Genomic DNA, 14,991 nt, shown 5'->3' with positions numbered 1-14,991 from the left:
CCATCGACGGTCTACCGAGGTCGTCGATGGGGGAGTGCTGAGCTGGAAGGCTTGTTACCCTGATTCAAAACATGATCACGCCAGGCTGTATGTAGTGGTCGGAGCTTCCCTAGGCTCTGTATGAAAAACCTTGATACTCGGTGATGCTGCGTTGAAAACAGCCTCGGAATGCTCATTTACAACCCGTAAACTCCGCTTCCTCGGCTGTTTTCGCCTTGCCTGACCTTCGTCTCAAGGCTTTTCATACAGACCCTAGAGCTGATCCAGCGGCATCGCAATGAGCTCAAGAAGTTGGAGGTCGCAAGGCGCCCGATTGACGGCTAAAACGCGTATCGCGCCTTAATGATCAAACCATCGGCATCAAACCCGCTGCGAGCCTGACGGGTGTAGTTGGCACCCACCGTCAGCACCGACACCTGATAATTCAGGCCCAGGCTGGCTTCGTAACTTTCGCGAGCCACCGAAGCGCCCGTGACGGTGAATGCCGACCCGCCCATCACAAAGCTGGAGGTCTGCGCCACGCGATCGCCCATCAGGTCGTGATAGGCCATCAAGGCTGCTTCCGGTTGCAGACTGCCTGTGGACAACGGCAGGTTGGCCGCCAGACGCAAACCGGCGCCCAACTCGCCCACTTCATAACGTTGCGAACCGGTGCTCAGCGCCGCTGAAGAGCCCTTCTCGCTGAAGCCGTCCATGCGCACGCTGGAATAACGTGCCGCCAGTCGCGGCTCAATCAGTAGCGCGTTCGAAAGCTTGAAGGTGTAGCCGCCCAGCACGCTGACCGACAACACATCGCTGCCGTAACTGCCCTTGGCCGTGGTTCCGACCACATGGCGCTTGCTGTCGTTGTCGTTATGGCCGTAGCTCAAGCTGGCGTCGACAAACCAGTTCTGCGGCGACCAGTTGCCATATAGCGATAGCGCGTTGCCCTGGACTTCGGTCTTGTTGCCCAAATCCGAATGGATATTGGAATTGAGGTAGCTGTATGCTGCGCCCACTGTGATGCTGTTATTTAACCGGCCATCCACACCCACCACCATTGCGCTACTGCTGCCCGAATAACCGCTGTTGCCGCCACGACTCACCTGATCCATGTTGCTGCTCAAGCCTTGCAGCCACACGCCAGCGGCTTCGCGGTTGTCGCGCTGGCCGGTGAAGCGATTGAGGATCGCGCCATTGATCACTGTCTGGCCTGACAACGCTACATCCAACGCACCACGGTTTACATCCGGCTTGAGTTGATCACCGATCTGCGCCAACTGCCGCGCCGTGCCAGCGTTGGCCAGGGCCTTGAACACAGGATCATCTGCGCCCAGTTGCCCAAGCACGTCATTTTTCACTTCGTTGATTGCAGTGACGACCTGTTCAGTGGCGCCGACGTTGGTCAGCGCCTCTTGCACCTGTTGATTGCTCTTCAAGCCCACCACGGCCTTGACCGTCTGTGTATCGGACGAATAACCGAACACCTCCAGCAACGACGAAGTACTGCCCACCGACAGGCCGTTGTTCTGCACACTGCTGGCTTGCAGCAGGGTGTATTCGATGCCGCTTGGCACGGCGGTGAAGTCACCTGGATTGGCACTCAACGTCAACGTCGAAGCCTGAGCGAAATTCGCTGCGCCGTTGACCGTCAGGTACGGCGCGGTTGGCACGACGCTGTTGGCCAGGCGCATATCAATGCCAGCACCACTGGCAACATTAAGGTCACCAACGAGGGTGGTGCCGGGAGCCGAAAGGTTCAAGGAGCCTGCGTTGATCGACACCGAGGCGATGATGCGGTTGCCGGTAAAGTCGGCCTGGCCAGCGATGTTCACGGCGTTGACGTTGAGCACGTCGCCGACGACTTTGCCGCCGGTCCAGTTCAGGGTGGCCAGGTGGCCCGCATCGATGGCTGTGCCGGAGTTACTGCGGATTTCGCCGGCTTGCTGGTTGATTTCGAAGGCGGACGTTTGCTCGACAGCGTCGACAAAAATGGCCGTGCCGTCGGCACTGATGGTGCCGCGGTTGACGATGCCACGGGATCCGGTTGCGCTGTTCTGGATGAAGGTTGCGCCCTGGAAGTCGAAGGCTCTGGCGTTTTGGCCTTTGGCTTCGATCGTACCGGTGTTGAGGATATAGTCGACGGTGCCGTCGAAAAATGCGCTGCCTTTGGCGTCTGAGCCATTGGCTGAAATCAGACCGCTGTTCTCAATTCTCAAGGGAGTGGTGTTGGTTTCAACCTCAAAGGCCCAGGCGTCTTTGCCCATTACCAACAAGGTCCCGGAGTTGAGGATCTTGCCACCAATATTGGTCTGCAGCGTGCCGCGTCGATCCAGCGCTATGCCGAGGGCGTCATCCCCTACCATTGCAATCACACCGGTGTTGGAAACATCACCCGCCACTGTGGCGCCATGCAGGTATATGCCATCGCCTCCGCTCAGAGATCCGGATGTTGGTTGTGTGGATTGGATAGTACCGGAGTTGATGACACTTCCACCGATGGTGGTACCGCCGATTTCAAGACCTTCATAACCCCCGTTGTTCGTGATGATTTTTCCTGCCTGGATCACGTCACCGGTGATGGTGCTGGTGCCTGGTGTAGCTGCCAGAGACACAACCGGATCCACGGCAAACGCTCGAATGGAGCGGCCCTGAGCATCCAGCACAATGTCAGCACGATTGATCAGGGAGCCCTGGATCCTGGTATCGGCGACACTCACCCCCCTCCAATTGCTCGTGCCTTGGCTGGCGGTCAAGTTCACGGGCTGAGTCAGTGTTCCGGTGAGGGTCAATGACTCTTTGAACTCCTCGCCGATCCAAGTGGTCTTGCCTTGACCGATATCCACTTCGATGGCCAAAGCTTGGGTGCTGATTGCCCCGACGATCATGGTCAATAGTTTTTTTTCAAACGGTTTACGCTTCATCTGTAACTCCATGCACTACGATTGGCACCGTCAATTACATCGGACAGCACTTCCCCCAACGTCAACTCGATAATCAGATTGTTCTCTGACTGACAATAAGATTTCATGCCATACTAGCTTAATGAATTCTTCACGATGCAGGTCACTTCAACTGAAAACAGATTGGTTGCTATCTGTTCAACAACCTTTCCGGACTTAGCGTCTATCAATCCAGTCCGCGCCATTTTCAGTAATGCCCCAAAAATCCAGATACTCGTTGAGGAGTCAAGGCTGCACACCGCCAATTGCAGACAGCCCAAGCGACATGAAGCGATCCAGAGAGGATGATGGCTAGATTGGTAAGAAAAATATTTAGGAGTGATCTGACTTTTCTGTTGCCATTGGCCTGGCGCAATACTTGGAGTGACTTGATCTGACAGTTACCAGATTCACGATCGTGACCGTCAAGTCATGTCTAGGTTCTGTATGAAAACCTTTGAAACCTCACCGGAGCCTCTGGAGGCCTTATTTTCCGTAGAGTTCTCGCTTTTTAGGCGAAGGATTCTGCCATGTCCAAGCGATACGAACTTTCCGACGCAGAATGGGAAATAGTCGCGGACCTCTTCACCGCACATCGACGTACAGGACGCCCAAGAGTCGATGATCGCTTGATGCTCAACGGCGTGTTGTAGGTGCTGTGCTCTGGTGCAACCTGGCGGGATATACCTGAACGATTCGGGCCTTGGTCGACGGTCTATCAACGATTTCGAGACTGGCGAAACCAAGGAACCTTCAACAAGATGCTCAAGCGGTTACACCTCAAACTCAATGCACAGGGCCAGATTGACTTGACCACCTGGTGCATCGACTCAACCACCCTGAGGGCTACCCGTGCCTCTGCCGGAGCAGGCAAAAAAGGGGGGCTGAAGAACCAACGGACCACGCACTTGGACGAAGCCGGGGCGGGTTGACGACGAAAATTCACATGATCAGTGATGCCCGCGGCATCCCACTCCACTTCACGCTCTCAGGTGGTAACGCCAGCGGCTTGTAGAGGGCAGTTGGACGGTGGGCTATTTCAGCACAGGTCAGGCGGCCCGTGCTGACTTGATCGGCCCTCCTCCATCGACGGTCTACCGAGGTCGTCGATGGAGGAGTGCTGTGCTGCAAGGCTTGTTGCCTTGATCCAAAACATGATCACGCCAGGTTGTATCGACTCAGTAGCCGCCCTCAGTTAGGTTGTCGGCTTGTGCGGCGCGCCATCCTTTCGACCACTGAAAAGCAGCCTCGACTGGATGGCTTGTGCACATACTGAGCGGCTGGCCCGCGTTAAACGCCGCGCGGCCCATATAGTACCACTGATCTGTATCAAAGATCGGTTGCTGACTGCCAAATCTCTCCTTTAGCAGTGCATGGCGGGCAGTTACACGTTTGCGTATGTGCTCGGCTAGTTCGTCGTATTCAGCCTGTGAAAGATCACCGTACTGCAGCGCACTGCTTGCAAAGGTATCGGCACGGGCTTCAGCTACGCGCAGGAGGTCCACCCAAACTTGCCGTTCAATTCCGCCTAGAGCGTGCAGTAAGCTATTTCTCACCTTCGAACGCTCGACCACCTCAACCAGAGAACCAGCCAATAAGGCACGCCCCACATCGCTGGTTGTAGTCATGTCAGCCTTCATCTGATCTAGGGATTTCATCATGTGGTTACTCCTTCGCTTGGTCGGACGCTAAAACGTATTCCTCAATTGACTAAGTCCTGCGTGGGACTTGGCTTGGGGGCCCTGATGCATAACGCTACTGGAGTTGGAGCACAGACAGATGGTAGTTCGCCGTACTTACCGTAAACTTTTCCGGTCACTAACACCCTCTAGAAGCCACCTAAGGGATTGCCGCAGGGTAATAACAGTTAAAACCTTCAACCCATCCAAGCGTTACCAGATACGCGATCGCGACTACCAGCCCAGCCTAAATCCAAACAAACATGTACCTTTACAGAAGTTTGAAAAATACTCTTTACCCGATATAGAGCTCCATCTACCTTTGCGACAAGTCGCGTATCATGATATGGGCAGCTCCAGCCCTGCTGCGCAAAGCAAGCCCGACATCCTCAGGCAGCATTTAAATTGGCTGCACTGATGCAGGAAAGCTAAATTTCCAACCCACTTAAATACGCTGGGAAATTTTCTATGCGCTAGCAATTGGCGTACCCAGGATAACTACCCCCTACATCGCGCTACCAGGTTCATAGGGCGAACAGTCCATTTCGCAAGCATATCGCCTGCCGCCCTTAAATACGTATCACCTGCAAAACGGCCATAACCCTCATTGTGGGCTCTCGAGAATTTAACTCCATCATTAACAAGAACAAGACGAATGCAGCATAGCGTCTACTCTCGCCAACTCCGCAGACGGCAGCACATCAATCCCCCATCGACTTCCACCCTAACAATTGATAGACAGATGCTAGCCCACCAGAACTAAAGCCTGGAAATTAACCCACCACTGATCTCAGCAATTAGTTTAACGCGACTCTTTTATCACCAATATCAATAATGAGAGAGCATTCAATCAAGCTCAATGACGCCGCAACGACCTATGCCAGCACCGGCGAATAGCTCCAATATAATTTAGACACTAACGGACAGTACAATCACACCATCAAAACTTCTATCACCATCATTGGGTCTCCGATTTATGGTAACAAACCACTATTTCTTAAAACGGATTTAAATGGACGGCTAAGATGTACCACTCAGTTCATGCTTGGCAGGGCCACCTTGGGTTTCAGATCGTTCTGCACAACGGACGCCATCGGTGCTACGACCCCCTGGCTCTTGAGCAACTGACCAATGGCCGCCTTGATTCGATACTGGGTAAATATTTGTGTGTTTTTCACCTCTACTAAACGACGCTGGGCGGCGAAAGTTTCATTCTCGCTGTCGAGCAGGTCGAGCAGGGTTCGCTCGCCCAGGCCGAACTGCTGCTGGTAAGCGCTGCGCACGCGGTTGCTGTGATCGACGTACTGCTGGGCGATCGGCACCTGGGCGTTGGCGTTCTCCAGAGCATTCCATGCCAAGCCTAACTCCTCATTGAGCTGGCGTAAGACGTTGTTACGAATGTCCAGGGCCTGGTTGGCCAGGGACGACTTTGACTCCAGGTCGGCTTTGTTGCTGCCGCCGGCATACAGGTTGAAGTTCATACGCAGCATGGCCTGCCACTCGTTGTTGTGGCCGACGGTGCCGTCGAGGTTGTTATCGGCCGTTCGTCCGAGTTCAGCATCGAAACGTGGATAGAACGCAGACTTTGCGGCTTCGTATTGTTTCTCGGCGGCGGCGATGTCCGACTCGGCCGAGCGCAGGATCGGGCTTTGCTCGACCAGTTGGTGGCGAGCCTCATCGAGGGTGGCCGGCAGCAGGTCGACAAATGGCGCGGGCGTGCTTAACTCGTCGGGGATTTGTCCGACGACGCTCAGGTAGTTCGTGTTGGCGTCGGCCAAGTTGGTCTGCTCGGTGATAAGGTTGTTGCGGGCCTGGGCCAGGCGCGCCTCAGCCTGGTTGAGGTCGGCCAGGCGGCCTACGCCGCGGTTGGTGCGCAGCTTGATCTGGTCGAGGATGCGCTCGTGGTTGCGCAGGCTGCCTTCGGCCAAGCGCACCATCTCGCGGCGCGACAGTACGTCCAGGTAGACCTGGGCGACGGTCAGCGCGGTGCGCTCGGAGGTCCCCAGCAGGGAGTAGGCGCGGGAATTGACGGTCGCCTGTTGACGGCCGACCTCGCTGGAGGTGGCGAAGCCGTCGAAGACCATCTGCCGCAGGCGGATGGCCGACTCACCACGGTTCAGGGTCTCCCAGCGATTACGGGTGCTCGGGCTGTCGCTACCCTCACGGCCATAGCCGGCGGTCAGGTCGAGTCGCGGTAAATAGCCGCCTTGGGCGGCGCGCAGCTGATAGTCCGCAGCCGTGCGGGCGTTCACGCCGGCCTGGATTTCCGGATGGACCTCGAGGGCCTTCTGCATGGCTTCGGGCAAGGTTTGTGCTTGAGTGAAAGAGGCAGCGAGAGCGAAAGGAAGAGCGGTGAACAGTGACGCACGCATTTTACTGGTCCCGAGAAAGATATTGTGTCGAATCACACGTAAGGGTTAGGCGGATGCTGGCGGCTCGCACAATAAAGATCTTTAGGAGTGGTCCGAAATTTCCGTTGTCGTCGGGCTGCCTCTTGGGCGCCCGGTCGGCATTGCCACTCGTCAAAAGAGAACGTATTTCCGAGACAGGACACTAGTGTTCTGTCTCAAAAATAAGTATCCCATTTGAGCTACGCTTCTTTGGTCGGACAAGGACGCGGGAGTGGAGCGATGAATTCTCAAGACATCGTACTCAGTGACGATGAACAGTGATGGCCGTCGAGCACGTGTAATTTTGCTGGCCGCTCAAGGTCATTCACATAATAAAATTGCTGAGTTGACTGGCCTCTCCATGGTTTCTGTCACCCGCTGGTGCAAGCAGTTTCAAGCACTGCGTCTTCAGGGTTTGGTAAATTTGCCGGGGCGAGGCCGCAAGCCTTCATTGCCTGCCGAAGCCTTGCAGCGAACGCTTGAGCAGGTCACTCAACCGCGCATCGGTCAGCCACCCTGGAGCTGCCGTAGCATGCGCGTGTCGCTGGTATTTCTCCTGCCAGTGTTCAGCGGATCTGGGCTGCCAACGGCATCAAGCTACACCTCACCTGCACCTCAAGCAGTCCAACGATCCGCAGTTCGAAGAAAAATTCTGGGACGTTATTGGCCTGCACCTGGCACCATCGGATAAGGCGTTGGTGCTCTGCTGCGATGAAAAGATTCAGGTTCAAGCGCTGCAACGCACGCAAACCCATGACTATGTCCGACACGGCACGCTAACGTTGTTCGCCGCCATAGATCCAGGGTGCCCGAGAGGCCATGGCACGCGAGAGCATGGGACCTCACGGAGGAGCATCACAATCATGCAGGCTACTCCAGAGCCCTCATGATCTTGAACAGGCCATTGTTGGAAGTTACCCCTAGTTTGCGGAACGCGTTGGCTTTCTGTGTGCTGATGGTCTTTATACTGCGATTAAATTTATCGGCAATCTCAGTGATTGTCATGCCGTCGAGATAACAGCGGATCACCTCCCGTTCGCGCGCCGACAACGCAGCAAACTGCAGATCATTGTCGCTAATCAGCTGGGGGGCTTCTTTACACTGATGGATGGCGTCGGCCATTTTGTAAGAAATTTCTGCACTCAAGTAGATGCCCCCAGAGGCAATCATCCGGATCGCCTTGGCGAGCCCCAACAGGTCCTCATGCTTGCCAATGAACCCGCGCGCTCCAACCCTCAGCGCCAGCGATACGGTAGCCGAATCGTGATGACTTGACAGCACCAGTATTCGGCAGGCGGGGAAGCGCACCCGCAAAACTCGGATCAGCGATACCCCATCGAGCTCGTCGCGGCCGAGAACGAAGTCCAGCAAAAGTACATCGGCTGGTGCCGCAGACATGCTGCGCATCAGTTCACGGCTACTTTTATATGCCCCAACGATTGTTATACCAGGGACGTCGCCAAGGTGACTGACAAGACCCTGGCGAACGACCGCATGATCGTCGAGCAATGCAACACGTATAAGCTTCATGGCTGTAAGACGATACTCAGTATGGACCAGTCGACTCCAAGACTAACTCATGAGAGTAGCTGATACCGGATCCGATCGAAAAATCGTGCAGGTACAAAGACACCGTTCCTGCAACATTTGCGCAAAGGCTACAACCCTCCGTTATCGCGCAACGAGATTCAGGAAGTCATTCTGCTCCAGCGGGTGTGCCAGAGCAAATCCTTGGCCGGTACTGCAACCCAAGCGATTGAGCAGCTCAATGCTGGCTGAATCCTCAATGCCCCCCGCTACGAGATTCAGGTTGAAAAAACGAGCAAGGCTGACGATACCGGAAACGATCTCGCTCGATTGTGGAAATTGCCCCGCTGCCCTGACTGACTTTTCATCTATTTTCATTTCATCGAACGGTATACGTGCAAGCAGAGCCAGGGTTGCGGCGCCAGCACTGAAGTCGCCGAGCGAAATCAGGAAGCCCTTTGCCCGTAGTGCCATAATAGATGCCGACAGAGCCAGCTCGTTGTCAGAGGTCATTTGCTCGGTTAACTCGATCTTCAAGCGCCGAGTGGGCAACCCGGCCTTGTGCATCTTGGCCGCGAGTCGGGCTGCCAGCCCAGCAGCACACAGCGTGCGGGCGGATGCGTTGATAGCTATGGGAATCGCTATGCCCAGTCGATCAAGTGCGACAAGGATCTCGATTACCGTCTTCTCAATATAGCTGAACAGCAACAGGTCCAGCCCTAGCCGGTCGACCATGGGGATCAGGATCGTCAAGGGTATGTCGCCGTGGTGCGGATGTCGCCAACGTATCAGGGCTTCTGCACCGACCATCCGGCAGCTTGCCAGGTCGTACTGCGGCTGCAGCACCACACGCAAGTCGCTCCCTGTAGCAATCGCTGAAACGACCTCATCTTCACTGAGCATGAGCTCTAACCTGTCAGACTGCGACTGCGGGGGGGCTGGGTGTTCTGTGCAGGCAAATTTTTCAAGTACCCGCAGTAATTGAGTTGGATGATTCTCGGCGACGATCTCGACCCGGATGCCCGAGGCTCTAGTCAAACGAGTATGCGAGGCCAAGGCTATGCTGGAAATACCATTGATCACCTCCATCCGATCATGCTCGATGCCCGCGACCTGAGAAGTCGTACTATCAGGCGCGTCGTTTAGTACCGTCCAGATAATATGCGGAATTCTGCGTAACCGGCCAGAGGCGGAAAGCTCGCGGAGCCAACACGGCAGCATCAAACTGTCAGCTTGATCGGCATGGATTTCGGCGATGATAATATCAATAGGTTGCTCGCGCAGACGCAGACTACTCAACGAGTCGACATACTCGACATTGAAAAAATCAATACCGCTGAGCCGGTCACTCATGCGTCGCACATATTGTTCATGGTTGCTTAATACGACCAGACTGACTCGGGAAGTAAGCGCTTGGGGGGGTGGCGAATTTTCCAATTTTGAGATCACTTGATCATTGCTGTGACCATGTATTCAACCAGCACACAACAACTGTACTCTATAGGACTACTCCCAAAATCCTCATCAGATGACGCCCTGCGCCTGTTTTGCCGCTCGAAACATATAGCGTTCGGAGTATGTGGAGTATCGTGGGGCGCAAGACAACACAAAAGTCACACCACAAACGAGGCAGCGGCGAACAATATTGATTTCACTGCCCCTTCTCCGCCCAACCCTTGCAACTTAGCAATGATGCCTCTTACGCCTGTCATCTGCCTCGGCAGCAGCCTGGCCAATGTTGCCGCTGGCGCCTCAACGGATGCCCTCATGGAAGCCCCAAGGCAGTCAATTGCTCGACATCCAAGGCTCGATGTGAGTCAGGCCTTGCTGCTGTTGGCCGAATCCGTAGGATAACTATAGGATAATTGGCCTACTGAACTTTCGTTCAAGGAACACGAGGCCATCCGCTACTTTCCGGGCAACATAGTTTAGCGAGCAGCTATCGCGGAACTATAGGGTAATCTGACTGTGATCTGGCTGCTGTTGAGATGGCCACATGGAAGACGCGACTCATTGGACGCAACGATTGGTTAGCGCCCCTACCGCATTGGACCAGTTGGTTCTAGCATCGACAGCTAGATTAACGAAGGTCAGGCTCAAGGCCGGGCCACACAGCGCTGCCCAGACCGGTTCTGGCACGGCCAATACGATCCAAGATGCTTCATGGTGAGATTTCGAGCGAGCAGTTTTTAATCTCATTCCGATAGGCTCCCCCTCCCCTCCCACTTACAGTGTGAGACATCACTACTTGTGCGGACAGATACCATGTCATCGAATCTGATGCAGACAGAGCCATGCAGCGCCTTGCCACAGGTACTTGTTGTGGGAAATGTTGATGGCATCAACTACGACCCATCTTTTATTTACGAGGCGCACGTCGGACCTCCTTTGAGGATGGCAGCCTGCGTACTCGCCACACGACGGTTTGACGTCGTGGTAAGCACGATCTCAGCGGATTGTTACGAGGGGCTGGCCTTGCCTGCATTGCTGCTTGAACTTAAGCCGCAATGCCTCTCGTCAAATCTTCCTGTCGTCATCTGCCACGAAGCGCAAAATCCTGACTTTTTGGAGTGGCATGTACGCCTTGCCGAGCTTGTAAGTGTGACAGTCCTGCGTTTCGCTTTGTCCAGCGCCAATGTCAATTTGAACATCGCCACCGCACTGATGACAAGTGCGCCTAATGGGGAGGAATACTAGGGTCTGTATGAAAAGCCTTGAGATGAAAGTCAGGCAAGGCGAAAACAGCCGAGGAACGGCCGGGGTCGCGCTCGACTTTACGGGTTGTAAATGAGCATTCCGAGGCTGTTTTCAACGCAGCATCACCGAGTATCAAGGTTTTTCATACAGAGCCTAATACATAACTGAAGATGGCCTGGCTGCTCTAACGCTTTGCCAGCCGCGTCGACCGAAAGCATGGCCGAGTTTTCATCGCATATGATCTTCACGCCGCCGCCCCACCCCATAATAATGTCACCCCGCTCAAATGGGCGCTGCGACCAGCGATTAGCTGAGCTTCCGGCAGCAGAAAGAGCCCAATTTACAGCGCCCTTGCCAACAGTGGGAGCAGGCAACGAACAGGATGTCTAGTTGAATGGGTGCCCACCCTGACCAGCTGCTGGCCGTTCAACACTCCATTGTAGACGCACCTGGCCGGGCGAGCATGCAGAGGGTAGATTTTTGCGCCGGAAGTGGCTGTAGGAATACTCTGAAAACTTCGGAAGACCTACTTCCATCTTCGGTGCAGCATCACAGATCATACGACCCGTGTTCGTGGCGCACAGCACTGGTTGCCCTTCTTCGTTTGATGCATTCAGGATCGCGTTTGCCTTCCTTGTTCTTGGTCGAACTGGGCGCGTGGATGATGGTAGCGTTGACAATGGTGCCCTGACGTAACGACAGGCCTTTGTCTTACAGGTAGTTGTTGATGGTTTCCAGAATCCCTGCCGCGAGCTGATGCTTCTCCAGCAGGTGACGAAAATTCATGATCGTCGCGTCTTCGGGAATCGGCGCGCTGAGCGTCAGTCGAGCAAACTGGCGCATCGACGTGATTTCGTACAATGCTTCTTCCATGGCCGGATCGCTCAGCGAAAACCAGTTCTGCAGCAGTTGAACACGCAGCATGGTTTCCACTGAGTACGGTTTGCGGCCACTGCCGGCCTTTGGGTAATGCGGCTCGAACAATGCCACCAAACCGCTCCAAGGCACCATCTGCTCTATGCCTGGAGGAAACGATCGCGACGGGTTTGCTTGAGCTGACCAGCGTACTCGAAATCGGAAAAGCTCATCTGACTCATGGGATGGCGGGCTTGTAGAGGGCAGTTCGACGGGGGCTATTTCAGCACAGATCAGACGGCCTGCGCTGAGTTGATCGGAGAATCCTAGGGTCTGTATGAAAAGCCTTGAGACGAAGGTCAGGCAAGGCGAAAACAGCCGAGGAACGGCCGGGGTCGCGCTCGACTTTACGGGTTGTAAATGAGCATTCCGACCGGGCTGGCGCACCAGGCTGTTTTCAACGCAGCATCACCGAGTATCAAGGTTTTTCATACAGAGCCTAGAAGAAAAAGCGAGGAATCGATCCAGCCCCGCCGCGATATCAATTCCAGTAGGCTGCTTCAGCAATACATGTACCTAATCGCCCGCATTACCACATTGAGCAACACATCACATCGCTTACTGCTCACTAATGCGCAGCTGTGTTGGCGTCGCATCTAGCACCACCTTGTTCGGGTAATTCGCCCAGGTGGTACTGAGCGTAGGGGTGTTCGGGTTTCCGGTCCTCGCAAAGGCCGCAACGCTCGCTATCATCGCGCCAGATAGTGCTTCACGCCCCACTTTGTTCGCATCACTGAACGCAAAGGAGAAGGTGTTCGCGCCGAAGCTACCAAAGATAAAGGGCAAATCCAGTGAGTGTGTTGCGCCGTACACCTTGTTAAACGGAGCAGGCTCCTGATTCCAGTCAAAGCGGTAGTACCAAACTTTGTCCGGCTGCTGCGCGGCCAGTAACGTGAGAGGTAGTGTCGCCGCGCGAAGGAAGATATTGTTCGTGGCAAGCGTAGCCATTGCATTCCACCCGTGTGGCAACGCCGTTACCGGGAGATAGGGAGCGCTGATTAAGTCAGCCTCGGTCAGCGTACCAGGCGCATTCGGATCGAAATTGAATTGCATGCCGAATCGATCGTAGTCGCTTGGCTTGTAGCCCGAAATACCACTACCTGAGGTCTTACCGAATAACTTGGCGAATAGCGTACCTTCGTCTTTTGTATTGCCGGCGAGCACAGGCACCTTCTGGTACTGGCCCGCAGCAAGCGCCGCGACAGAGTTCACCGGCAGGACGTTGCCGTCCTCAATTGCCGCGCGCGCATCACCCAGTTGCGGATTCGCAATCATTATCGCGAGAAGCTTGTCGGCCGGGATGCCGCGCAGGTACCTGGCAACCTGCGCACTCGACTGCGATGCAAGCCAAGCCCCCGCCGACTTGGCGTCCGTCGCCTTGCCTTCGGCAATGAGGATCGCCGTCAGCAACGCCTGCGAGTAGTTTTGCGCATCCTTCCGTGAAGAGTTCAAGAGGCCACCACTCAACGGCACTGCCTTCTGGAATAACCCAGCAGAAAGCGGCGAAACAAGCAGAGCCCAAACATTGACTGCGCCAGCAGATTGCCCCATGACCGTAATGTTGCTTGGATCACCACCGAACGCTGCGATATTGTTTTTCACGAACTTCAGCGCCTGCTGTTGATCGAGCAGTGCGAAATTGCCGGAATCCGCGAGTGCGTTGCCGGTCTTGAGTTGCGGCATGTCGAGCCAGCCAAGAATTCCCAAGCGGTAGTTGATCGTGACGACGATCGCATTGGCCTTCTTCGCAAGCACCTGCCCATCATAGATGGGGTCGGCGGAATAACCGGAAACGTTGCTACCGCCGTGTATGAAAAGAATTACAGGAAGCGGGCCGCTCGCCGCCGCCGGACTCCATATGTTCAGTGTCAGGCAGTCTTCATTTCCCACCGCTTTGCCGAAACCGTCTCGCACCACAAGGCCATAGGGGGCGTCATTCGGTGCGGGACTGAAGTACACGCCGCCCTGCGCACACGAGTGCCCGAATTGTTGCGCAGAACGTACATCGGCCCACGCTATAGGATCAGCGGGAGGCATCCAGCGCAGCGCGCCGACCGGTGGCTGCGCATATGGAATACCAAGCCAGGCGTAGACACCCGTAGTGGCGCTGCGATCGAGACCATTTACGATGCCGATGCTAGTGACTCGCTGGGTTGGCGACAGATCTGCCGCTCTTGAGTTAGGCAAAAAATCGCCGGCACACCCAACCAGCGATAAGATCAGGGGTAGCGTGAAAATCCCCACTGAAGCCCGAGAAATAGAGATCATGGATTGTTTCACCTTATTAGAATGAATTAAATCTGGGTTTACGGGCTTGGCCCCGATCATGGGACTTAGGGTAGCGGAAGCAACTTTCCAAAACTAGTAGGGAGAATAAAAATGTATACGTGCACACGCTTTACCTATAGGCTTTGGTGTCGATTGATCCCTTGCCGCCTGTGACATCTTGACAATACAGCTTTCTTGATAACCATCCCCATGGATTATCATTGAAGTGGTCCATGTACCGTCTTCGTTGACATCAGTTGTAATTTTATTGCATTTTCCAGGGGACTTGTCGCCATCTTCGCAATCTTCAGAGATTAACTCCGCAGGCTCTACCGCATATACAGCCGGCAAAAAAAGCAAAAACACTACTAGAAATTTTGACATTGCCACCGCCTTCGAACGCTCCACTTAACCATCCGGCGCCCAGTGGCTGACCATATTGGAATAATACAAACCCACCTACTTTGCCAGAGGGGCCCACAGAGAAAAATAGGAGCAGTCCTAAAAACTTTAGTATCGTGACAAAATCGAGCTGAATCGCCCCTGGTTTCGTAGACACCTCCCAGCCTCATAATGAGGCCCAAATAGGAGGTG

7 protein-coding genes and 3 pseudogenes are annotated in these 14,991 nt (G+C 54.7%); 3 read left to right on the top strand and 7 right to left on the bottom strand.

Annotation, left to right across the window (positions count from 1 at the left end; all coding sequences use genetic code 11):
* Positions 1–320 precede the first annotated feature (320 nt).
* On the bottom strand, positions 321–2,903 hold the full coding sequence (locus tag HU729_RS21870; RefSeq protein WP_186711532.1) for an autotransporter outer membrane beta-barrel domain-containing protein: 2,583 nt from the start codon (positions 2,901–2,903) through the stop codon (positions 321–323).
* Positions 2,904–3,451: 548 nt separating this feature from the next.
* On the opposite strand from HU729_RS21870, the pseudogene HU729_RS21865 reads away from it, so the two are divergent.
* Positions 3,452–3,927 (top strand): annotated as a pseudogene (locus HU729_RS21865) (IS5 family transposase); the annotation flags it as partial.
* A gap of 172 nt (positions 3,928–4,099) precedes the next feature.
* Here HU729_RS21865 and HU729_RS21860 read toward each other — a convergent pair.
* The gene (locus HU729_RS21860; RefSeq protein WP_186711531.1) at positions 4,100–4,582 is read right to left on the bottom strand and encodes a hypothetical protein; all 483 of its coding nucleotides are present in this window, start codon (positions 4,580–4,582) and stop codon (positions 4,100–4,102) included.
* Positions 4,583–5,634: 1,052 nt separating this feature from the next.
* Positions 5,635–6,972, bottom strand: coding sequence for a TolC family outer membrane protein (locus HU729_RS21855; RefSeq protein ID WP_186711530.1), 1,338 nt, complete (start codon positions 6,970–6,972; stop codon positions 5,635–5,637).
* A 258-nt stretch (positions 6,973–7,230) separates the two neighbouring features.
* Here HU729_RS21855 and HU729_RS21850 point away from each other — a divergent pair.
* A pseudogene (locus tag HU729_RS21850) lies at positions 7,231–7,790 on the top strand (IS630 family transposase); the annotation flags it as partial.
* Between the two features lie 70 nt (positions 7,791–7,860).
* Here HU729_RS21850 and HU729_RS21845 read toward each other — a convergent pair.
* A complete protein-coding gene (locus tag HU729_RS21845; RefSeq protein WP_186711529.1) occupies positions 7,861–8,520 on the bottom strand; it encodes a response regulator transcription factor in 660 nt (219 codons plus the stop codon).
* A 141-nt stretch (positions 8,521–8,661) separates the two neighbouring features.
* On the bottom strand, positions 8,662–9,870 hold the full coding sequence (locus HU729_RS21840; protein ID WP_186711528.1) for an EAL domain-containing protein: 1,209 nt from the start codon (positions 9,868–9,870) through the stop codon (positions 8,662–8,664).
* A 912-nt stretch (positions 9,871–10,782) separates the two neighbouring features.
* Here HU729_RS21840 and HU729_RS21835 point away from each other — a divergent pair.
* Entirely contained in the window at positions 10,783–11,214 is a 432-nt protein-coding gene (locus HU729_RS21835; protein WP_186711527.1) for a hypothetical protein, read from the top strand.
* A 612-nt stretch (positions 11,215–11,826) separates the two neighbouring features.
* Here HU729_RS21835 and HU729_RS21830 read toward each other — a convergent pair.
* Both HU729_RS21830 and HU729_RS21825 read right to left on the bottom strand, forming a co-directional pair.
* Positions 11,827–12,311 (bottom strand): annotated as a pseudogene (locus HU729_RS21830) (IS5 family transposase); the annotation flags it as partial.
* 376 nt (positions 12,312–12,687) lie between these two features.
* Complete coding sequence (locus tag HU729_RS21825) at positions 12,688–14,397, bottom strand: carboxylesterase family protein (protein WP_186711526.1); 1,710 nt, start codon at positions 14,395–14,397, stop codon at positions 12,688–12,690.
* Between the last annotated feature and the right edge of the window lie 594 nt (positions 14,398–14,991).

Source organism: Pseudomonas sp. RW10S2, assembly GCF_014268985.1.
Classification (GTDB): domain Bacteria; phylum Pseudomonadota; class Gammaproteobacteria; order Pseudomonadales; family Pseudomonadaceae; genus Aquipseudomonas; species Aquipseudomonas wayambapalatensis.
This window is presented reverse-complemented; position numbering and strand designations above follow the sequence as displayed.